The sequence below is a fragment of the Streptomyces sp. SP17BM10 genome, assembly GCF_036322405.1.
GTDB lineage: Bacteria > Actinomycetota > Actinomycetes > Streptomycetales > Streptomycetaceae > Kitasatospora.
Genome location: NZ_JAQYXB010000642.1, coordinates 214,286 through 233,497, shown reverse-complemented (window position 1 = coordinate 233,497; position 19,212 = coordinate 214,286). Strand labels below are relative to the sequence as shown.

27 protein-coding genes are annotated in these 19,212 nt (G+C 70.7%); 13 read left to right on the top strand and 14 right to left on the bottom strand.

What is annotated here, in order from left to right; translation table 11 throughout:
* The first annotated feature begins 12 nt into the window (after positions 1-12).
* From PUR71_RS29175 to PUR71_RS29160, 4 genes are read left to right on the top strand one after another with little or no spacing between them, the layout of a single operon-like run.
* Positions 13-1,035, top strand: coding sequence for an NAD-dependent epimerase/dehydratase family protein (locus tag PUR71_RS29175; RefSeq protein ID WP_329930141.1), 1,023 nt, complete (start codon positions 13-15; stop codon positions 1,033-1,035).
* On the top strand, positions 1,032-1,808 hold the full coding sequence (locus PUR71_RS29170) for an HAD family hydrolase (protein ID WP_329930140.1): 777 nt from the start codon (positions 1,032-1,034) through the stop codon (positions 1,806-1,808). Before PUR71_RS29175 ends, PUR71_RS29170 begins: the two co-directional genes overlap by 4 nt.
* Positions 1,805-2,656, top strand: a complete 852-nt coding sequence (locus PUR71_RS29165) for a glycosyltransferase family 2 protein (RefSeq protein WP_329930139.1) — start codon at positions 1,805-1,807, stop codon at positions 2,654-2,656. Before PUR71_RS29170 ends, PUR71_RS29165 begins: the two co-directional genes overlap by 4 nt.
* A complete protein-coding gene (locus PUR71_RS29160; protein ID WP_329930138.1) occupies positions 2,653-3,654 on the top strand; it encodes a glycosyltransferase in 1,002 nt (333 codons plus the stop codon). Before PUR71_RS29165 ends, PUR71_RS29160 begins: the two co-directional genes overlap by 4 nt.
* A 7-nt stretch (positions 3,655-3,661) precedes the next feature.
* On the opposite strand, the gene PUR71_RS29155 is transcribed toward PUR71_RS29160, so the two are convergent.
* From PUR71_RS29155 to PUR71_RS29135, 5 genes are all read right to left on the bottom strand, one after another.
* Positions 3,662-4,498, bottom strand: coding sequence for an RNA methyltransferase (locus PUR71_RS29155; protein WP_329930137.1), 837 nt, complete (start codon positions 4,496-4,498; stop codon positions 3,662-3,664).
* 125 nt (positions 4,499-4,623) lie between these two features.
* On the bottom strand, positions 4,624-5,241 hold the full coding sequence (locus tag PUR71_RS29150; protein ID WP_329930136.1) for a hypothetical protein: 618 nt from the start codon (positions 5,239-5,241) through the stop codon (positions 4,624-4,626).
* Positions 5,238-6,473 (bottom strand): MAB_1171c family putative transporter, encoded by a 1,236-nt coding sequence (locus PUR71_RS29145; protein WP_329930135.1) that lies wholly within the window; start codon positions 6,471-6,473, stop codon positions 5,238-5,240. Before PUR71_RS29145 ends, PUR71_RS29150 begins: the two co-directional genes overlap by 4 nt.
* A gap of 6 nt (positions 6,474-6,479) precedes the next feature.
* Positions 6,480-7,058 carry a hypothetical protein gene (locus PUR71_RS29140; protein ID WP_329930134.1) on the bottom strand — a complete coding sequence of 193 codons (579 nt, stop codon included), beginning with the start codon at positions 7,056-7,058 and terminating at the stop codon, positions 6,480-6,482.
* A 249-nt stretch (positions 7,059-7,307) separates the two neighbouring features.
* Positions 7,308-7,763, bottom strand: coding sequence for a transcriptional regulator (locus PUR71_RS29135; protein WP_329930133.1), 456 nt, complete (start codon positions 7,761-7,763; stop codon positions 7,308-7,310).
* Between the two features lie 416 nt (positions 7,764-8,179).
* On the opposite strand from PUR71_RS29135, the gene PUR71_RS29130 reads away from it, so the two are divergent.
* The 9 genes from PUR71_RS29130 (at position 8,180) to PUR71_RS29090 (ending at position 15,168) form a co-directional block, all read left to right on the top strand.
* Positions 8,180-8,494 carry a transcriptional regulator gene (locus PUR71_RS29130; RefSeq protein ID WP_329930132.1) on the top strand — a complete coding sequence of 105 codons (315 nt, stop codon included), beginning with the start codon at positions 8,180-8,182 and terminating at the stop codon, positions 8,492-8,494.
* Between the two features lies 1 nt (position 8,495).
* The gene (locus PUR71_RS29125) at positions 8,496-9,533 is read left to right on the top strand and encodes a hypothetical protein (protein WP_329930131.1); all 1,038 of its coding nucleotides are present in this window, start codon (positions 8,496-8,498) and stop codon (positions 9,531-9,533) included.
* Positions 9,533-10,240, top strand: coding sequence for an ATP-binding protein (locus PUR71_RS29120; protein WP_329930130.1), 708 nt, complete (start codon positions 9,533-9,535; stop codon positions 10,238-10,240). Before PUR71_RS29125 ends, PUR71_RS29120 begins: the two co-directional genes overlap by 1 nt.
* A 109-nt stretch (positions 10,241-10,349) precedes the next feature.
* Complete coding sequence (locus tag PUR71_RS29115; protein ID WP_329930129.1) at positions 10,350-10,922, top strand: WhiB family transcriptional regulator; 573 nt, start codon at positions 10,350-10,352, stop codon at positions 10,920-10,922.
* Positions 10,919-11,983, top strand: a complete 1,065-nt coding sequence (locus tag PUR71_RS29110; protein WP_329930128.1) for a DUF2637 domain-containing protein — start codon at positions 10,919-10,921, stop codon at positions 11,981-11,983. Before PUR71_RS29115 ends, PUR71_RS29110 begins: the two co-directional genes overlap by 4 nt.
* A gap of 83 nt (positions 11,984-12,066) precedes the next feature.
* The gene (locus PUR71_RS29105; protein WP_329930127.1) at positions 12,067-12,291 is read left to right on the top strand and encodes a hypothetical protein; all 225 of its coding nucleotides are present in this window, start codon (positions 12,067-12,069) and stop codon (positions 12,289-12,291) included.
* A 179-nt stretch (positions 12,292-12,470) separates the two neighbouring features.
* The gene (locus PUR71_RS29100) at positions 12,471-12,905 is read left to right on the top strand and encodes a MobC family plasmid mobilization relaxosome protein (RefSeq protein ID WP_329930126.1); all 435 of its coding nucleotides are present in this window, start codon (positions 12,471-12,473) and stop codon (positions 12,903-12,905) included.
* Positions 12,902-14,650, top strand: a complete 1,749-nt coding sequence (locus tag PUR71_RS29095) for a mobilization protein (protein ID WP_329930125.1) — start codon at positions 12,902-12,904, stop codon at positions 14,648-14,650. Before PUR71_RS29100 ends, PUR71_RS29095 begins: the two co-directional genes overlap by 4 nt.
* A gap of 113 nt (positions 14,651-14,763) precedes the next feature.
* On the top strand, positions 14,764-15,168 hold the full coding sequence (locus PUR71_RS29090; protein ID WP_329930124.1) for a hypothetical protein: 405 nt from the start codon (positions 14,764-14,766) through the stop codon (positions 15,166-15,168).
* A 56-nt stretch (positions 15,169-15,224) separates the two neighbouring features.
* Here the strand turns inward: PUR71_RS29090 and PUR71_RS29085 are convergent, their stop codons facing one another.
* The 9 genes from PUR71_RS29085 to PUR71_RS29045 all read right to left on the bottom strand — a co-directional run bounded on the left by PUR71_RS29085 (position 15,225) and on the right by PUR71_RS29045 (position 19,010).
* Positions 15,225-15,578: a hypothetical protein gene (locus tag PUR71_RS29085; RefSeq protein ID WP_329930123.1), complete on the bottom strand. Its 354-nt coding sequence runs from the start codon at positions 15,576-15,578 to the stop codon at positions 15,225-15,227.
* 38 nt (positions 15,579-15,616) lie between these two features.
* A complete protein-coding gene (locus PUR71_RS29080) occupies positions 15,617-15,847 on the bottom strand; it encodes a hypothetical protein (protein WP_329930122.1) in 231 nt (76 codons plus the stop codon).
* Positions 15,848-15,871: 24 nt separating this feature from the next.
* Complete coding sequence (locus PUR71_RS29075) at positions 15,872-16,099, bottom strand: MarR family transcriptional regulator (protein ID WP_329930121.1); 228 nt, start codon at positions 16,097-16,099, stop codon at positions 15,872-15,874.
* 104 nt (positions 16,100-16,203) lie between these two features.
* Positions 16,204-16,533, bottom strand: a complete 330-nt coding sequence (locus PUR71_RS29070) for an esterase (RefSeq protein WP_329930120.1) — start codon at positions 16,531-16,533, stop codon at positions 16,204-16,206.
* Positions 16,534-16,633: 100 nt separating this feature from the next.
* Positions 16,634-16,846 (bottom strand): hypothetical protein, encoded by a 213-nt coding sequence (locus tag PUR71_RS29065; RefSeq protein ID WP_329930119.1) that lies wholly within the window; start codon positions 16,844-16,846, stop codon positions 16,634-16,636.
* A 51-nt stretch (positions 16,847-16,897) separates the two neighbouring features.
* Positions 16,898-17,560: a hypothetical protein gene (locus PUR71_RS29060; protein ID WP_329930118.1), complete on the bottom strand. Its 663-nt coding sequence runs from the start codon at positions 17,558-17,560 to the stop codon at positions 16,898-16,900.
* 85 nt (positions 17,561-17,645) lie between these two features.
* A complete protein-coding gene (locus PUR71_RS29055; RefSeq protein WP_329930117.1) occupies positions 17,646-18,119 on the bottom strand; it encodes a hypothetical protein in 474 nt (157 codons plus the stop codon).
* Between the two features lie 99 nt (positions 18,120-18,218).
* Entirely contained in the window at positions 18,219-18,440 is a 222-nt protein-coding gene (locus tag PUR71_RS29050; RefSeq protein WP_329930116.1) for a hypothetical protein, read from the bottom strand.
* 216 nt (positions 18,441-18,656) lie between these two features.
* Positions 18,657-19,010, bottom strand: a complete 354-nt coding sequence (locus PUR71_RS29045) for a DUF317 domain-containing protein (protein ID WP_329930115.1) — start codon at positions 19,008-19,010, stop codon at positions 18,657-18,659.
* Positions 19,011-19,212 lie beyond the last annotated feature (202 nt).

Sequence of the window (19,212 nt, the reverse complement as noted above, 5' to 3'; positions counted from 1 at the left end):
CGGAGAAGCAGCATGGCCCTTCACCTGGTGACCGGCGGAGCCGGATTCATCGGCTCCCACCTCGCCGACCGCCTTCTCGCCGCCGGACACGAGGTCGTCGTCCTGGACAACCTCGACGGCGGCAAGAAGGAGAACGTCCCCAACGGCGCGCAGATGGTGGTCGGCTCCATCGCCGACCGCGCCACCGTGGACGACCTGTTCGACTCCCACGCCTTCGACAGCGTCTTCCACCTGGCCGCGTTCGCCGCCGAGGGCATCAGCCACGCCGTCAAGGCCCACAACTACGAGGTCAACGTCCTCGGCAGCGCCCACATGATCAACGCCGCCCTGCGCAGCCGCGTCCGGTACTTCTCCTACGCCTCCTCCGTCGCCGTCTACGGCACCGGTCGCGTCCCGATGTGCGAGGACGACCACCCGCAGCCGGTCGACAGCTACGGCAACGCCAAGCTCACCATCGAACGCGAACTCGCCATCACCGCGCAGATGCAGGGTCTGCCGTTCACCGCGCTGCGGATGCACAACGTCTACGGCGAGCGGCAGAACATGGGCGACCCCCTGCGCAACGCCGTGGCGATCTTCCTCAACCAGATCATGCGCGGCGAGCCGATCACCGTGTACGGCGACGGCAGCCAGCGCCGCTCCTTCACCTACGTCCACGACATCGTCGGGTGCTTCCTCGACGCCGCCGACAACTCCCGGCACTGGAACCGGGTGATCAACGTCGGCAGCCAGCAGCCGTGCACCGTCCTGGAGATGGCCCAGGCGGTCCGGGAGGCGATGGGCGTCCCCGATCACCCGATCCGCCACCTCGCCACCCGCGAGGAAGTCCACGCCGCCTACACCAGCAGCGAACTCGCCCGGATGCTGCTCGGCAACTGGGAGGACACCCCGCTGGCCGACGGCCTCGCCGCCACCGCGGCCTGGGCCAAGGCCCACGGCCCCGTCACCCCGCGCAGCACGCTCACCCTCGAAACCGGCTCCGACACCCAGCCCGAGTGGTACACCACCGCCACCTCCCGGACGGACACCCCGTGACCAAGCCCCCCACGACCAGCGCCCCGGCCATCGCGACCATCGCCACCGACGTCGGCGGCGTTCTCTACTACGACGAACCCTTCGAACTCGCCTGGCTCCAAGGCGTCCTGGAGCGGGCCGGCGAAGCCGACCCGACCCTGACGATCGAGCGCTTCACCGCCGAGATGCGCCGCTTCTACCTCCAGCGGGCCAGTGCCACCGCCAGCCCCGGCCTCTACAGCCCGGCCGGCGCGCACGCCTGGACCGACGTCCGCCGCCGCTGGGCCGACCTCGCGCAGCTGGTCCCCGGCGCCGTCTCCGCGCTCGCCACCCTCGCCCAGCACCGGCCGGTGTGCGTGGTCGCCAACCAACCCCCGGAGTGCGAGGAGGTCCTGCGCGCCAGCGGAGCCACCGAGCACCTGGCCCTCATCGCCCTCGACACCACCGGGGGCATCGCCAAGCCCGACCCCGGCCTGCTCGGCTGGGCCATCGAGCAGCTCGGATGGAACCCCGCCACCACCCTGATGGTCGGCGACCGGCCCGACCACGACGCCGCCCCCGCCCAGCGCCTCGGCGCCCACGCCGCGCTCGTCACCCCGCCCACCGGCTGGAGCGCCCCACCCGGCACCGACCCGGACCTGGTCGCCGTGTACCGGGAGGTGCGGGCCGAACGCCTGGAGGTCCGCCGGCACCCCGCCGCCGACCACAGCCTCCACGCCCGCGACCTCGCCGAGCTGGCCGAACAGCTCACCGACCGCGCCCCGGCCCGGCGCCACACGGAGGTGCTCCGGTGACCACCACCCTCACCGTCGCGGTGTGCAGCAATCGGCCGGCCCTGCTCCTGACTGCGCTCGACCGGCTCTCCGGCGTCCTCGGCCCGGCCGACCACCTCGTGGTCGTCGTGGACACCGCCGCGGGCGCCGCCACCCAGCGGCGGCTCGCCGAGCCCGCCGATCGGCGCACCGTCCTGTTCAACGGGGCCACGATCGGCCTGTCCTACAGCCGCAACCTCGCGTTGAAGGAAGCCCCCACCCGGTACGTCGTGTTCGTGGACGACGACATCGTCCCCACCACCGACGCCGTCGAGAACCTGCGCACCGCCCTGACCGGCGGCGCGCACGTGGCCGGCACCCGGATCACCGCCGACCTCCAGGGCCGCCGCACCCCGTGGTGGCTGACCGCCGGGCAGCTGCACTACCTCGGCTCCCACCACCCGCAGCTGCCCGCCAGCATCTGGGGCGGGTGCTTCGCCCTCGACCGCGACCACGCCCGGCTGCTCGGCATCGACTTCGACAGCCGCCTGGGCCGGGTCGGCACCAACCTGGCCTCCGCCGAGGACACCACGCTGGTGCGCCGCCTCGCCCAACTCGGCGCGACCACCGCGGTTCTCCACGACACACAGGTCCGCCACCTGATCCCCGCCCACCGACTCCACCCGGGTTATCTCCTTCGCCGCGCGTACTGGCAGGGCCGCAGCGAAGTCCGCCGCCGCACCGCCCGCGCCGGGCTGCACAAGGAGTGGGGGCGCAACCGCTCCGGCGGACCCGGACTCCGCCCCGCCGCGCTCGCCGTCCTCTACACCGCAGCGGTGCTGGCTGGCATCGGCCGCGAACTCCTCGACCAGCCCCGGAGGCGCTCGTGAAGATCGCCATGCTCAACCCGCCCCACCGGTACGGGCAGGACACCAGCCAGTGGATCACCGTCCCGCCGCAGGGCTACGGCGGCATCCAGTGGGTGGTCGCCACCCTCATCGACGCCCTGCTGGCCGCCGGCCACGAGATCCTCCTCGTCGGAGCACCCGGCAGCACCGCCAGGTCGGGCCTGACCGTCTCCGACGCCACCACCTTCGACACCACCCGGGCCGCGCTCCGCGCGTTCGGCCCGGACGTGGTGCACGACCACACCAACGGCGAGCTGCTGCCCGCCGAACCCGACTGGCCCGCCGTGCGCACCCATCACCTCAACGGCGTGCCCGCCCACACGGCGAACGGCGTCTACCTCTCCCGCGCCCAGCGTCGGGCCGCCGGGTCCGCGGACGCGCCGGTCATCCGGCTGCCGGTCAACCCCGACCGCTACACCTACCGGGAGGAGAAGGAGGACTTCCTGCTGTTCCTCGGCCGCGTCTCCGTCCACAAGGGCGCCAGGGACGCCGCCGCCTTCGCCCAAGCCGCCGGCCTCCCGCTGAAACTTGCCGGACCCGCGTGGGAGCCGGACTACCTGCAGGGCATCCTCTCCGACTTCCCCGGCACCACCGAGTACGTCGGCGAGGTCGGAGGCAGCGACCGCACCGAACTGCTCGCCGCCGCCCGCGCGCTGCTCGTCCTCTCCCAGCCGTTCGGCGGCCCCTTCGGAGGCGAGTGGATCGAGCCCGGGGCCACCGTCGTCGCCGAGGCCGCCGTCAGCGGCACCCCGGTCATCGCCAGCGACAACGGCTGCCTTGCCGAGATCGCCCCGCACATCGGCACCGTCTTACCGGTCGAGCAGACGCCTACCAAGGAAGAGGCCGCCAAGATCCTGGCCAACCTCCCCGCCCCGGAGTACCTGCGCCTCACCGCCATCGAGCACTGGGGCCACCACGTGATCGCCTCGAAGTACCAGGAGGTCTACCGCCGCGCCGCCGCGGGCGGCATCTGGACCTGACCGATGTTCAGCGCGAGCGCTTCCCGGCCGCGATCCGCTGCCGGGCAGCCTCGTACAGGACCGCGGTCGTGGCGTTCGCAGCGTTCAACGAACTGGCCGCCCCCGTCATCGGGATGCTCACCGTGAAGTCGCACAGCTCCCGCCACGCGCTGGACAGCCCGGTCGTTTCATTGCCCACCAGCAGCAGCACCGGCTGTGTCAGATCGAAGTCGTAGACATCGGCGTCGCCCTTCTCGTCCGTGCCCACAAGGACCAGCGGGCGACCGGCGGCACGCTGCTGCTCCACCCAGGCCATCACCTCGTTCGGCCCCGGCACGCGGACGGACGGCAGCGAGAACAGGCTGCCTGTGGTCGCCCGCACGGCCTTCGGGTCGTAGACGTCGGCGGCGTGGCCGGAGACGATCATCCCGTGTGCGCCGAAGGCGTCCGCCGACCGGATGATGCTCCCGATGTTGCCCGGCGTGGTCGGCCGGTCGAAGAGGACCCCGAGAAAGTCCGGCCCGACCTTGATCCGGCCAAGATCGTCCGCCGGCAGGCCGACTACCGCGATCACCTCGGGCGCACCCTCGGCCTTCTCGCCCAGCTCCGCCAGCAGCTCCGGCGCCATCACGATCCGCTCCGCCCGCGTCGTCCGGAGCAGCTCCTGCGCCCATGCCGACAGCTTCCGCCGGTCGTCGTAGAGCAGCGCGTGGATCGGCCAGCCGTACTCCACCGCCAGCGAGATCGGCCGAACCCCCTGGACCAGGAACTCGCCCAGCTGGTTCCGCTTCTTCCGGTTGGTGAGCGTGGCCTCCCACAACTGGAACCGGGCGTTGCGGGCGGTGATCCGCTGGATCGCTGGCACCTGTCCTCCAAGGGTGAGCCGACTACTTCGATGCGTTCCGACCACGGCGGAGTCCGCACCAGCGCAGCTAGAAACCCTACACCGGCGGAACTCTTCGACAGTGCTCGCGAGGCTGCTGGCAATCGCTAGCGCAGAAGGATGAAAGTCAGGGCGGCGGTGCCGCCCAGGGCTGTTCCGGCAAGGATCTGCGGGATGGTGTGGGCCTTGAGGATGATCCGGGACCATCCGATGGCGATGGCACCGAGAGCGGTGGGGATTGCCCAGGGGCCGAAGACCAGTAGAAGGATCATGACGGTGCCGCCCGCCACGGAGTTGTGGATCGAGATCTGCCAGCCGATGGTGACCAGCAACGAGGAGACCAGGCCGACGAGCATGGCGACCACGAGCGCGGAGACGTCGGCGGGAGCGTCCAGGACGTAGAGCAGGGTGATGCCGGCGGCCACTGAGATGAGGCTGAGCGCCATCGGGACGACTCGCTGGCGCCGGACCCGGATGTGCTTGTCGGTGAGTTCACCGCGCTTGACGCCGAGCAGGACGATGCTGATGGGGATGACGCCGCAGAAGAGGGCGGCGAGGAGTCCCCAGCCGAGTCCGGCCCAGGAGTGCGTGCTGTGCCAGCCGACGAGGAGGAGCAGAACGATGACGAGGTTGGCCGGAGCGAGGACATCCGTGATGACCTTGGCGGTCTTCTGGGGCGGGGTGCAGTCCGAGAAGGCCGGCGGGGCGGGCGGTGCGAAGGTCACGGGGTAGCTCCTGAGAAGGTGGAACGGGAGTTGCTGAGCCGTTCGACATGCTGTCGGGCGAACGTGATGGCGAGCTCGGAGAAGTAGGCGTCAGACAGATCAAGCAGCAGTCGAGCCTCGCTGTCGAGATCGTGCCCGGCCTGGGCGGGCACCTCGGGATTTGCTGTCCGAGCGAGTCCTGCAGTGCGCGCCTCGCGGGAGGCCCGTAGCCAGCAGGCGTCGGCGGCCGTAGTGGCTGCAGAGCCCGTGAGACCAGCATCCTCGACGTGGTCTGCCGCGCGGAGCCGGACTGACATGGGAGCGCTGCCATTCAGGATGAGCATGGCGTCGCGGATCTCGATCGTGCGTCGGTACAAACGGTCGCGGGTGTCGCGGACGTCGATGGCGTCGCGCACCCGGTGCCGTCTGTGCCCGTACCGGATCTGCGGGGCGGCCTCACTGAGGTGGTCCCACAGCGGGTACAGCTTGATCAGATAGCGGTGGTGAAGTAGGGCGGCTCGGACCTTCGGATACGCCGGCATGGTGCTCCCGACGGAGATCAGAAGCAATGGAACCAGTGCCAAGAGGCCGTTCAGCACCGTGTCCGTGTCCGCAGACAAGGGCTGGACGTCGAACCGGGCGAAGAACAGCATCGATGCTCGGTGTACCGAGTAGAAGATGCCGATGCTCGTGCCGAGGCAGATGAGTCCCAGCCCCCGGCGAAGCAGCGCCGGACCTGGCCTGCGGGACCAGAGCCACGAGAGCCGTGAGGCGGTCAGCATGGCCCACCCGAAGTACGTCGTCCAGACGAGAACGTAGGCCAGGACCAACGAGTCGTCGGGATAGGCCGTCAGCAGATCTACGGCCTCGTGCGGACGCTCGGCGATCGTGAACAATACGACCATTACCGTGAGCGTCATCGCCGGAACGACGACGCCAGCACGCAGCAGTCGTCGTGACCCGTCTGCTGTTGTGCTCGGTCGCGAGCTGGCCGATGCGGCGGCCAGGAAATCCAGCACGAAAGCCGCCGCTGTAACCGCCGCCATGTGCTTCAGCAACGCGGAGAAGCTGTTGACCCCGAGTGTCGCATCCAGCCACCGGGCAGCGTTATCAGTGGAGAAGCACATCTCTAAGGCGAGTACGAAGAAGGCCGCCCACAGGGACCGCTTCTGCTTGTTTCGCCAAGCTCCTGGGGCGCGCCAGATCGTGATCGCCCACAGGGCGAAGCAGACGCTCAGATTGATTACGGTCATGTTCGTTTACTCGGTCAGGGCGTTCAGGAGATGGCTCGACAGGGGGTCGTCGGGCCGCCGGGCGGCTTCCTCCGATTGGCGGATCCGACGGGCGAGCACGCCGGCGAGCCCTTCGGCCTCCTTCTCGTCTGCGTGCGTATAGCTCGTGCGGCCGAGCAGGCTGACGATTCGATTGATCGGGAATCCGGCCCACTCTTCAACCGAGAGGACATCTGCGAGGCTTCGGCGCTGACCAGCGGTGTCGTCCGGTGTCTCGTGCTCGTCCGTCGGCAGGCACGAGTGCCCGAGCAGCATGTGACACAGCTCGTGAAGAATGATGTGCGATCGGTGCAACGGGCTGGTCGCGTTTTCAACGAAGATGTGATCCGCATTTTCCAACGCGATCCAGGCGCCACAAGGAACCTTGTTGGACGTTCCCTTGTGCTCTATCGCGTGTATGTGGATAGGCCGCCCGCGCCTTGAAGCAATGTTCTCGCACAGCTTCTCGATGGTGAACGGGATCGGTATATCAAGGCTGGCCGCAACAGCAGAGAAATCGCCGCTATCTCCGCCATCCTGGCCGCCCTTCCTGCGCCAGTTACGCATCAGCTTTTTCCCGTTCTAAATTCCTCCACGCCCCCCTTGTTTCAGGGGGTTAAGCATAGGCGAGGGATGGATCGGCTGAATGTGACCGGCGCAACTTCCGCCAGCCTGAGACTGCGGAGCGTTAAGGCATGACGGGTGCAGATCTGGAGACGTCGATGCGCCAGCGACGAGCCGTGACTTACCGTGACGATTCGTGTTATGGAAGCGTGATCTGATCGCAGATTAGACGATCATGTGGTGGTTGAACCCTTAGCTGCCTGACATTTTGTCGTTCTCGAGCCCCTCTAGGGAGCGGGCGCGCTCGATGAAGCCGGCGAGTGTTGAGAGGGTCTCCTTGGACAGGCCGTCGGCGCGAAGCGCGAGGTTGCGGACGTCCTGGTCCTTGATGAGCCGCTCCAGGTCCTGCTGGCTGGCCGGCGAGTCGTCCTCTGGTGAGGCCGGGGGCTCGTCGTCGTCGATGAAGAAGCTCGCCCGGACCTTGAACACCGCAGCCAAGGCCTTGAGGGTCGACGTGGTCGGATTGCCCTTCGTGCCACTGCGGAGCTTCTGGATCAAGCTGGCGCTGATACTCCCGCCCTGATCGCCCGACTCGGCCGCCCAGGCGGCGGTCAGGTCGGCCACCTCCGTGTTCGTGAACCGCTTCCCGGTCTTGGGGTTCGGGACGGTCTCGAACAGGTGGTTCAGTCTGTGCTGGAAGTCTCCCACTGCGATGCTCCATCGGGGTGCGGCGATACACGCACTCTAGTGCGTCCCGGGCGCGCGCGGGGAACTTGGGTGCACTTTAGTCTCCTCTTCCCGCGTACTTTGGTGTACGTTGTTGCCGACCGCAGGGCGCACCAAAGTCCGTCTCTGCTGGTCAGCGGGGAGAAACGGGGTGGATGTGTGCGCCCTGATCGCCCTATGGTTCTGGTCCCGGCGCGAAGGCCGGCGGGGCGCGAGAGGGGGGTCGATGCCGTAGTCACGGCCGGAAATGAGACCGGCGTCCTGGAGCTACCAACTCCTGGACGCCGGGCCAGCGCACCCGAGGGGCGCCGATTCACTACTACGCGAGCAGCGGGACTTCTTTGCACGAGACTCCGCTGCGCGCGCTCCTACGAACCACGGAGTATCGCATGCTTGCCATGCCCAAGGAAACCCATTACCCGGCGACGAGCCCGAGCCAGCAGCGGCTCGCGGTCCAGCTGGCCGACATGATCCCGGGCGCGGTCGTCATCAGCGTCAGCCTCGCGGACCCCCGCCGCCAGTGGCCCCACCCTTACACGGTTGCCATCGACGCCGACGGCGAGCAGCTCCCGCTGAGCCGCACCACGACCAAGGTGGCCGCCCGGTGGGTGCTGCGGACCTGGCCGAACGCGGACTGGACGCGCCCGCACACGCTCGACCTCCGCACCGGACAGCTCAACGTCGGCACGGCCTCCGCGGTTCGGGGCCGCTGATATGGCCCGAATCCGATCGGTCAAGCCGGAGACCTGGGTCTCCGAGACACTGGCCGAGGTGTCGATCCCGGCCATGGTCACCTTTCTCGGGATGACCAACCACGCCGACGACCACGGCCGCCACCGCGACAACGCGGCGATCGTGTACGGCCTCATCTGGCCGATGCGCGAAGAGATCAATCGCGCCGACGTCGAGGACCACCTCCAGCAGCTCGCCACCGCCGGAGCCGTCTGCCGGTACACCGGTTGCGACGGTCGCCGGTACTTCCACTACCCGACCTGGCGCAACCACCAGAAGATCGACAAGCCGTCGCTCAGCCGCCTTCCGGCCTGCCCGCACTGCGAGCCGGAACGGTGCGGTGTCTGCAAGGGCCCGTGCATCCAGCGCTCCGCCCTCGCTGCCGCAGCGAGCAACCTCGCCGAGGACCACGCGAGCGCTCCCGGAGTGTTCGCCGAAGTCTCGGCGAGTGCTCCCACAGCTGTCGACCAGAGTCAGGAGCCCTCGGGCCCGACAGCCGTAGCGGGTGGCAGCAGCGTCTCCCCGGAGGCCACCGCTGGCCACGATCCCTCTGTGCCTAGCAAGAAAGCCACAGGTCAGGCGGCATTCGCCGAAGGCTCTCCGAAGGCTCGCCGAAGCGTCCGGGATCCCTCGGCGCCTGGATCCAGGATCTTGGATCCTGGATCGTCTTCCCCTACGGGGCGGCTAGCGCCCGAGGCAGACGTCGTCGGGGCCAACCAGCTCGTCGGCGAGTACGTCGCCTCCTGCGCTCAGCGCCCGCCGGGCAGCGTCCTCGGCCACCTCGGCAAGGTCGTCAAGGCCCTGCTGGACGAGGGCATCGCGGTCGAGCACGTCCGGGCCGGGCTGCGGCGATTCGCCGAGATCCAGGGGCACCCCTCCCGGCTGCCGAGCCTGGTCAACGACGCCATGAACGTACGAGGCGCCGGTTTGGCGCGGCCGGGATTCCGGCCTAACGTGCCCGCTCACCAGGCGTGGACCAACCCCGTCGACGCTGCCACCGCCTACGCCGAGGAGCTGTGATGCGCACCCACCGCGACCCGCAGACCCTCGCCGACGCCCCCTCGGTGCTCGACCGGATGGCCCGCATCCTCGCCGCCCGGGGCATCGACCAGCACGCGGTCGACGCCCTGCCGGACGAGCCGGAGCCCTACTCGGCGGAGGAGGCGCTGTCGGCCGGGCTGCCGCCGCGCTACCGCGACGCGCTCGCCACGCACCCGCAGGTCCGGGCCTGGGTGCGGCAGGTCGCCGCCGAGGCCACCGCCCCGAGCACCGGCGCCCGCCGCCAGGTCACCACCGGCCCCAGCCTGCTGATGGCCGGAGTCGTCGGCGCGGGCAAGACGCACGAGGCGTACGGCGCGGTCCGCGCCCTCGTGCAGGCCGGCATCGGCGTGCGCTGGCGCGCCACCACCGCCGCCGACCTCTACGCGGAGCTGCGACCCAGCTCGGACACCGACTCCGAGCGGGTCCTCGCCGCCTACAGCCGGGTGCCGCTGCTGATCCTCGACGACCTCGGCGCCGCCAAGTCGAGCGAGTTCGTCGAAGAGCAGACCTATCGGCTGATCAACCGCCGGTACAACCACATGCTCCCGACCCTGATCACCACGAACCTGCAGATCAGGGACCTCAAGACCCACCTCGGTGACCGCGTCACCTCCCGGCTCGCCCAGATGACCACCCGGGTCGAGTTCGAGCTGGTCGACCGCAGACGCCTCCAGCGCGCCGCCTGACAGCCGCAGCGCCCGGCCGCCCCACGGCGCGCCGGCAGACCTTCACCGACCCAGCGCCCTCTCCGCCGACGCCGACCTCGCGCGCGGAGAGCGATCGGAGCAACCCCGCATGACCACCACGACCAGCCCTGCCCGCCACCGCTCGCTCGGCGACCACACCTGGCACGACCAGGCCGTCTGCACCCCGACCGAGTACAACCCCATCGACCCGGAGACCTTCTTCCCCGGGCCGGAGGAAGCCGACAAGATCGCCACCGCCAAGGCCCTGTGCGCCCAGTGCCCGGTCGCCCGCATCTGCCTGGACGCCGCCCTGGAGACGGGCGACACCCACGGCATCAGGGGCGGCTACACCGAGGAGGAGCGCGAACCCCTGCACGCCAAGATCAACGACCGCCTCGACTACAGCCGCGTCAACGCCACCCTGGCCGGGCGCGACATCTCCCTCACGAAGGCCGAGCGCCGCGCGGTCGTCCTCGCCGGGTACCGGCAGGGCGTCCCCGTCGACCGCCTTGCCTGGCTCCTCAAGATCAGCCCGGAGCACGCCCTCAAGCTCTACCGCGAGACCCGCCGCGCGATCCGCCACCGCCAGATCGCCGAGGAAGCCACCCGCGCCGCCTCGGCCGCCCACGGCACTACCAGCACCGCGCAGCTGACCTGCGCCGACTTCGGGACGGTCGCATGAGCACCGCCACCACCACCGCCCCGACCGCCGCCCACGTCACCGCCTGGGACCGGGCCGTCGTCATCGCCCTCGGCGCCTCCGGCTGCGCGCTGAGCTTCTCCGCCCTCCAGCAGATGGCCGTCGCCATCCACGTCCGAGGCTTCCTCACCTACCTCTTCCCGATCATCGTCGACGGCTTCATCGCCTACGGCGTCCGCGCGCTGCTGGTCCTGCGCACCGCACCGCTGAGGGCCCGGATCTACGTGTGGACGCTCTTCGGCGCGGCCACCGGGACGAGCCTGTGGGCCAACGCCCTGCACGCCGTCCGGCTGAACGAGCAGAACGCGACGGCCGGCCTCCGGCTGGGCGACACGGTGGTCGCGGTGCTGTCCACCATCGCTCCGCTCGCCCTGGCCGGGGCCGTCCACCTCTACATCCTCATCGCCCGAGGACCGGTCAGCCCCACTGACCGGGACGGTCACGCTGACCGACCGGCCGAGACTGACCGAGGTCAGGTCACCCCGGACCGAGGTCAGGTCACCGCCGAGGAGACCGGACTGACCGAGCGCCCGGTGGCGCTGACCGCCGGTCAGGACAGCGCCGGTCGCCCCGCCCCCGGTCAGCCGGTCACCCGCCCGGTCACCGCCACGGTCAGCCGCCCGGTCACCGAGCTGACCGCGCAGCCACAGCTGACCCCGGTCGGCGCGGTCAGCCTGACCAAGCCCTCTGACCTGGGCGGTCACCCGGACACCGACCGGCCGGTCACTGACCGACCGCCGGTCGAGCCGCCGGTCGCCGCCCCGCCGGTCAGCCCCACCGAGGCCACCGGACAGCCGGTCAAGCCGCTGGTCACCGCGCCGCCGGTCACTGACCGGGGCGCTGACCGCCGCCCTGACCTGGACACCGAAGAACTGCTGGCCATCGCCCGCGAGGCGGTCAGGCAGGAGGACAAGCTGACCCGCAAGGTGGTCGCGCAGGCGATCCGCGGTCAGCAGATCCCCCTGTCCAGCGACACCCTGACCCAGCTGATGGCCCAGCTCCGCGAACAGCACGGTCAGCCGGTCAGCGCCAACAGGGACTGACCGACCCCTGACCGCTGGGGTGACCGACCAGGCCACCCCGGCGGTCACCCACCCGCACCACCGCCGAACGGGAGCACCCCACCATGCGTACCACCCCCGCCACCTGGGCCGAGGCGGACTCCTGGCTCGCCGTCCTCACCCAGCGCGGCCACGTCCACCGCGTCGAAACCGGTCCGGACGGCGCCCGCAGCGTCCAGTGCGGCCGGCACTCGCGCCCCTGGACCCTCCACCACCCCGTCCTCGCCCTCGACTTCGTAGAGGACCTCCTCCTCGAAATCCGCCAGCGCGACAGCGAGGCCAGCCGGTGACCGCCTACGACCAGGACGGGACCACGCAGGCGCCGGAGAGTGACCGGGATCAGGCTCCTGGCGGAGCAAGTTGTGGGGTAAGGAGTCCTTACCCCGCCCCCGCCCCCAAGGGGGCGGAGGCTCCCCGGTCGTCGGCAGACCCAGGGGGGCCTGCCGACGACCGGGGAGTCGGCCCAGGGGTGCCGACGGACGAGGAGGAACAGCAGAACCCGCTGACCGCCGAAGCCGTCCGTGCAGCTACCCGCCGCCGCCTGCGCCAGAGCGTGCCGCGCACGAACCGCGTCTGCCCCCGCTTCAGCGACACCGAGTGGGCGCTCCTCCAGCGCGCCGCCGCCCGAGCCGAACTCGCCCCGGGCGGCTACACCGCTGCCGCCGCGCTCGCCGCCGCCGCGAGCGCCGACCCGAACGCCGCCGTCGCTGACTTCCGGCGCGGCATCCAGGAGCTGATGGAGTCCAACCGCCAGCTCGGCGGTATCGGGAACAACTTGAACCAGGTCGCCCACTTCCTGAACGCCGGCGGCCAGCCCGCAGGCGATCTCCGGCAGCTCCTGCGGCGCGTCGAAGCCTCAATCGACGCGGTCGACCAGGCCGTCGACTGGCTGGTCCGCCGGTGATCCCCAAGATCCGTACCGGCACCGACCGCTCCTTCCCCCTCATCGACTACCTCTTCGGCCCCGGCAAGCACGAGGAGCACACCGACCAGCACCTCGTCGCCTCCTGGAACAACTTCGCGCCCGACCCCGGCCCCAACCCTGAACCACACCAGGTCGCCAAGCTCGCTAACCAGCTCGACCAGCCGGTCAAAGCCCTCGGCCAGCAGGCACCAGCCAAAAGGATCTGGCACTGCTCGGTGCGGACCGCTCCTGGTGACCGGCTCCTCGACGACGCCGAGTGGGCGGCCATCGCCCGACGCATCGTCCACGCCACCGGTATCGCCCCCGAGGGCGACACCGCCGCCTGCCGTTGGGTCGCCGTACGCCACGCAGACGACCACATCCACATCGCCGCCACCCTGGTGCGCCAGGACGGCCGCCTCGCTGGCCTCTCGTTCGACCGCCGCAAGGCGCAGGCCGAGGCCCGCCTCATAGAGAAGGACTACGGCCTGCGCCAGCTCACCCCCGGCGACGGAACCGCCGCCAAGACCCCCACCAGCCAGGAACGGTGGAAGGCCGAGCGGACCGGCCGCACCGAGACCCCCCGCGAGACCCTGCGCGAAGCCGTCCGCCAGGCCGTCGCCGGAGTCGCCACCGAGCAGGAGTTCTTCGACCGCCTGCGAGAGGCCGGCCTCCGCGTCAAACTCCGGCACGCCCCCAGCGGCGACGTCCTCGGCTACAACGTCGCCCTTCCCGGCGACCGCAACGCGGACAAGGAACCGGTCTGGTTCGCCGGGTCCACCCTCGCCCCGGACCTCTCCCTCCCGCGGATCCGCCGCCGCCTGACCGACGGACCCGTCGACACCACACAGCCCCGCCTCGCGAACACCCGGGGCGACCGGTCCGCTCCTGCCCGACAGCGGCGGGACGCAGCCGGAATCGCCGAACGCGCCGCCGCCGTCCTCGACGAGGGCGACGACGAGGCTGCCGCTCAACTCGTCGGCGCCGGCGAACTCCTCGACGCACTCGCCCAGACCTCACCAGCCGCCACCCGCACCGAACTGCGAGACGCCGCACGTGCCTTCGAGCGAGCCACCCGCAGCCACGTCCGCGCCGAGAACGCCGACATCCGCGCTCTGCGCTCGGCCGCCCGAGGAATAGTCCACGCCGGCGGGGCGCTGGGGCGTGGAGAGGACGGCGGTACCACCGCGATGGTCCTGTCCACCCTGGTCCTACTCGCTCTGGCCGCCGCCCGCTGGCACTCCGCCCGGGGCCACGCCCAGCAGGCAGCAGCATCACGGCAGGCCGCCGACCACCTGCGTGCCGCCTACCAACAGAGCGCCGCCACCCCCATGCGAGCGATGCGCGAGCGGGGCCAGGCCCTGCCCGAGCCCGAACGCCGCCGCCACGAAGCCGCCATCCGGGTGGCCCTCGGCGAACCGGAGAACCACGCCGACACCGGACGCCGACACGATGCCCTGGCCGCCACCCTCGCCGAGGCCGAGAAGGCCGGCCACGACCCCAAGGCCCTCCTGGAGGAAGCGACCTCCTGGCGCGAACTCGACACCGCGCGCAATACCGACGACGTGCTGGTCTGGCGCATCCGCCGCATCGCCAACCTGACCGCCAACCCCGCGCAACCCGACAAGACGAAGGCCAGGACCACCAGGACCAAGCCCGCACTCGGGTACGCAGGCACCCGTGCCGAAACGCCAGCACCCGCCCGTTCGACCACCGACCCGCGACATCCGGCACCCCGGCGCTGACCAGCAGGCCCGGCGAATGCACCGCCGTCCGCTTGGCCGGCACTCCGAAACCCCTCGACACCCAGTTCCACCAGGTGTTACCCAAGAAGCAGCACCGCCCGAACGGAGAGCCCGTGCCCAGAACCACCGAACAGCCCACCACCATCACCACCCCGCCCGCGCCGCTCGTCCAAGGAGCGGTGGACTGCGACCCGCTGTTGCAGCTGGCGTACGAGACGGCCCCGCTGAGCGGTCCCGACGCGCTCCGCGGGGCGAAGTGCCCGCACGAGCTGGCGCTGCGCGGCATACCCGTGGTGTGCTCCGCCTGCCGGGCCCGGCGCGACTGGCTGCTGATCAACCACCGTCGCAACGTCTGGGTCCGCTGCCGCTGCGGAAGCGAGTGGCTCGAGCCCGAGATCACCCGCAAGGACTTCGACGAGATGCTCTCCGACCCGAGCTGGACGTACTACCCCACACTCGAACGGGCGCGGATCGCACTGGGGTTCGACGGGACGTTCGCCGGGCTCTACCTGGAGTAGGGAACAGCGAAGGGGTCGCCACCGATACGGTGGCGACCCCTTCGCTGTGGTGATGGTCAGTGTTCGGTGTCGGCGGGTCCATCGGGTGCAGGCAGGCTGCCGTTCCGGGACAGCCGGTGGAGGCTGAGCCGGACAGCGGCCGGGCGCAGAGCGAGATCGGCAGCGAGGACGTCGGTACCGATGCCGGGTTCCTGGTGCAGGCGCTGAAGTACGAGCTGGTCGGTTCGGGCGTCGGCGGCTCGTGCGACGCCGTAGCCGGCGAGGGCGGCCCCGCCCATGAGGAGAAGGCCGATGGCGCACACCGCGTAGGCGTCGGAGATCGCCGCGACGACTGCGGCGGCAGCGCCGAGCGCGGCGACGCAGCCGCAGGCCGCCAGCGGGACGGTCCGGCGGTGAGGATGGTCGGTCATGGGTGGATAGGTCCTTCCTGACAGCGCCGCAGCCGCTGTCAGTTGCGGTTGGTCGACTTGGGAAGCTCTCCCCGGAAGCCGCAGCCGGGGCACTCGTCTTCCGCCTCGATGTGGCCCTCGTACCAGCCGTGCACGGCGGCGTGCAGGATCGCCTGCTCGACGGTGGCCTCGCCGGTGCGTACGGAGTTGACGGCGTTCGCGACGATCAACTGGAGCACGGCGGAGTCCGGCGAGGGAAACGGCGGGGAGGGCATCGGAGAAGCGCTCATGGGTGGAGCGTACGTCCGTGCCGGTCAGTTGCCGGCCGTGTCGGCGTCGGTGACCAGGTCGCTGCGGTACCCCTGGCCGAGCGGCTTCCAGTTGTGGAAGGTCGCTGGCTTCCAGCGCGGGCGGTCCGGAATGCTCTCGTCGTCAGGGGCGGGCAGGGCACCTCGGCTCTTGCGGCTGCGGGCGGCACCAACGCTGATCCCCAGGTGCGCGGCGACCTCGGGGTAGCCCCAGAGCTGAGGGTCGGCGGCCATGCTGTTCCTTCCTCGGTGTTCGGTGACGAGGGTACGCGGGATAGGTGGGTGGGCATACGGCGAGGCCGCCCTGCCGGTGGCGGGGCGGCCTTCTGCGGGGGACGTCAGAGTTCGGCCAGGCGGTTGGAGAGTTCGAGGGCGGCGGTGGCGATGGCCAGGGCGGAGCACAGGCCGGTGACCTCGTGGACGGTGGGGCGGACGAGGTGCGGCCAGTCGTCGGGGGCGGCGTGCCAGGAGGCGAGGTGGACCTCGGTGGTGGCCAGGCCGAGGTGGGCGGTGACGTCCCAGCCCGTGCGGCTGGCGGCCTCCCACCGCAGGCTGATGAGGCCGAGGGGAAGACGGGGGGCGTCGGTGGGCAGCCACAGGACGCTGATGGGGTGGGAGGGGTGGGCGGGCGCGCGGCGGACCAGGGCGCCGCGGACTCCGGCCGGCATCGGCCGCAGGGCGAGACCGTCGAGCGCGACGCCGGTTCCGGGGTACTGGCGGTAGGTGATGCTGTGCTCCTTGATCGGGGGACGGTGGCGCGGGCGGGGGTCAGGCCCAGGCGAGGTGCTCCCGGACGGCGGGCGGGAGGTAGCCGTCCTGGCCGTCCTCGCCGATGTAGGCGATGCCGTCGTGGACGACGACGTCCGTGCCGACGTAGTGGGCGAACGGCCAGTCGGGGTTGACGGCGAGGCGGACCCGCAGGTTCGGGTCGAGGTTCTGGAGCTGGGCGAGAAGGTCGCGGACGGTGAAGTACTGGGGCATGGCGAATCTCCGGCAGGACGGGGTGAGGTGGTTGGGTGTCCGGGCGGTTGGTCACGGGAGGTCGAGGCGGAGCAGGCCGCGCAGGACAGCGGGTCCACTCGGGGTGGCCTGGGTGTGGGTGGCGAGGTGCCGCTTGCGGGACTCGTTGACGTAGCCCTTGCCGGATCCCTTGAACTGCCAGGAGCCGCATGTGCAGATGGCCTGGGAGTATGAGCGGCCGGGGCAGTCAGGGTGGAGCGGCTTCCCGGAGCTGGTGTGCCTGTGGTCCGGCGGGCAGAGGGAGCCGTCGGCGTGGTGGTTGGTCAGCGGGGCGCGGTGGGTGGTCATCAGGTCCTCTCGGGCGGTAGCGCGGTGGGCTGGGCGACGGGGAGGCCGGTGGCGGCGCGGCTGGATGAGGACGAGGTCGTCGGCGGGCCACGGGTCGCAGGTGTCCCAGGGGTGGCCGGTGGTGAGGACGACGGTGCCGTCGGGACCATGGACGTCGGGAAGGCCGCAGACGCCGCAGCCGCAGGTCGGGTCGTACGGTTCGGGTCGAGCCCGGTAGGGGCCGGAGGCGAAGTAGCCGGTGCGGTGGAGCCGCCCGAGCCCTGCGGCGTGGAAGGCGGAGACGATCAGGTCTCCGGCGCGGACCTGGTCGGCGCGGACGATCCGCAGGCCGACGCTGGCGAGGATGCGGCGGCTCGCGGGGTGTTCGGTGGTCGCGGTGACCACCACCTGGTGAAAGTCGACTCGGTGGCTGTTCGTGGGCCTCTCTCCTTCTGGGGCGCAGGGCTTCTCCGGGCACACGGGCTTCGAGCGCTCAGGTGGCCAGGGTGAGCGCGCGGCGGGCGACAGGGGCGGCTGCCTCGATTTCGAGCCTGGCGGGGAGTGGACCGGTCGAGGTGGCGGCGTGGCGCTTGGTGAGCCAGCGGGCGACCGTTTCGGTACAGGCGGCGGTGTCGTCCGCGAGGGAGAGGCTTCCGTCGCCGAGGTAGATGTCCATCACGTCCTCTTCGTTGGGGTCGAAGGGTGAGGTCGGCTCGGGGTAGAAGCAGGCGAGCCAGGCAGTGTGGAACTCGGCGGGGCGCGCGATCTGTCCGTCGTCGTCGGTGATCAGGATCTCTCCGCCGGGGATCAGCAGGGATAGCGCGAAGTAGCCGCCGCCGGTGTGGATGGGCTCGAAGGCGAGGCCGCGTTGTCGCAGGGCCTGGTAGATCGGGCGCCCGGCGACGGGGCTCTCGCCGTCGGGCAGTTCGTCGGTGAGGGCGGACTCGATGGTGCGGACGAAGGCCAACGCGTTCTCCTGCGGTCGGTTGGACGGGTGGACGGTGCGAGTCGGGTTTTGGCGGGTAACGGGCACGATGCGGGCCGGGGGCTTCACACCGCCGAGCGTTCATGGACGGCAGAGGCCGGTGTGGTCGATGGGCAGCGGGCAGCCGTCGAGGCACGGATGCCCGTCCCGGGCCTGCTGGGTGTCGAGCGTTTCGTGGCAATCGACGCACAGCGCGGGGGCCCCGGCCAGCTCGGTGGCGTTGGCGAGGAAACCGATGCCACCGCAGCGATGGCACGCATCGGGGTCCAGCGGCGGATGAGCGGTACTGAACTCGGGGGCCATGATGGGCAGTTCCCTTCACTTGGAGCAGGGGCGGTGTGGCGTGGCGAGCTCAGCGCCGGGTGCTCGACGAGGGTGCGCAGTACGGGAGGACGACCTCGACCGGTGTGTGACGGTCGAACCGGGCCTGCCCACCGGGCTGGCGCTCGGTGCCGTGGACGATGAGGTGGTCCAGTCGAGGGGGACAAGGAGTCCCCCGGGATGGGGAGTTGGCCGATGTCAGCGGGTGGCGTTGGCGATGAGCGCGGCCAGGAATCCGGCGACGGCCACGGAGGGCGTGTGGATGCCGAACTCCTGGGTCCACGGCGTGGCATCGGTGCCGGTGGGCTGGACCTGGATGCGCCAGACGATGCCGCGCTGCCAGGCGCCGGGGTCCTCCGGCAGCCAGCCGACGTACACCCGGCCGTCCGGGCTGGTGCAGTGGACGTTCGCCTCCGGGGTGTCGACCATCGCCCAGCCGAGGCCGCTGAGGAGGGCGAGCACGGGCTCCGCGCAGTGGTCGGAGGAGAGCCAGGAGTGGTCCTCGGCGGCGGGGCGGACGGGGGCGGGCAGGAGGCTGTTGGGGGTGTTCACGGGGGCTGGTCCCTTCGTTGACCTGCGGTTTCGGCGACGTGAGTACTTTGACATGCGCCATGCCGAAGTTCGTAGTCGTTATCGGCGATCGGACTCTGCCGTGGGCGAACTGAAGGGGAATGGATCGGGGCGCCCGGGTGCTGAACCAGGGTTGCGGCGCGAGGCCGTACGGGGCGAAGGGGGACGACGGCGTTGGTGGCGA

Bases quoted from the DNA above. Each gene is read 5' to 3' on its own strand.
- PUR71_RS29120 (WP_329930130.1), top strand. From the start codon at position 9,533: ATGCGCACCCACCGCGACCCGCAGACCCTCGCCGACGCCCCCTCGGTG.
- PUR71_RS29105 (WP_329930127.1), top strand. From the start codon at position 12,067: ATGCGTACCACCCCCGCCACCTGGGCCGAGGCGGACTCCTGGCTCGCC.
- PUR71_RS29110 (WP_329930128.1), top strand. From the start codon at position 10,919: ATGAGCACCGCCACCACCACCGCCCCGACCGCCGCCCACGTCACCGCC.
- PUR71_RS29175 (WP_329930141.1), top strand. From the start codon at position 13: ATGGCCCTTCACCTGGTGACCGGCGGAGCCGGATTCATCGGCTCCCAC.
- PUR71_RS29065 (WP_329930119.1), bottom strand. From the start codon at position 16,846: ATGCCCCAGTACTTCACCGTCCGCGACCTTCTCGCCCAGCTCCAGAAC.
- PUR71_RS29145 (WP_329930135.1), bottom strand. From the start codon at position 6,473: ATGACCGTAATCAATCTGAGCGTCTGCTTCGCCCTGTGGGCGATCACG.
- PUR71_RS29125 (WP_329930131.1), top strand. From the start codon at position 8,496: ATGGCCCGAATCCGATCGGTCAAGCCGGAGACCTGGGTCTCCGAGACA.
- PUR71_RS29050 (WP_329930116.1), bottom strand. From the start codon at position 18,440: ATGGCCCCCGAGTTCAGTACCGCTCATCCGCCGCTGGACCCCGATGCG.
- PUR71_RS29080 (WP_329930122.1), bottom strand. From the start codon at position 15,847: ATGAGCGCTTCTCCGATGCCCTCCCCGCCGTTTCCCTCGCCGGACTCC.
- PUR71_RS29075 (WP_329930121.1), bottom strand. From the start codon at position 16,099: ATGGCCGCCGACCCTCAGCTCTGGGGCTACCCCGAGGTCGCCGCGCAC.
- PUR71_RS29115 (WP_329930129.1), top strand. From the start codon at position 10,350: ATGACCACCACGACCAGCCCTGCCCGCCACCGCTCGCTCGGCGACCAC.
- PUR71_RS29130 (WP_329930132.1), top strand. From the start codon at position 8,180: ATGCCCAAGGAAACCCATTACCCGGCGACGAGCCCGAGCCAGCAGCGG.
- PUR71_RS29140 (WP_329930134.1), bottom strand. From the start codon at position 7,058: ATGCGTAACTGGCGCAGGAAGGGCGGCCAGGATGGCGGAGATAGCGGC.
- PUR71_RS29085 (WP_329930123.1), bottom strand. From the start codon at position 15,578: ATGACCGACCATCCTCACCGCCGGACCGTCCCGCTGGCGGCCTGCGGC.
- PUR71_RS29070 (WP_329930120.1), bottom strand. From the start codon at position 16,533: ATGCCGGCCGGAGTCCGCGGCGCCCTGGTCCGCCGCGCGCCCGCCCAC.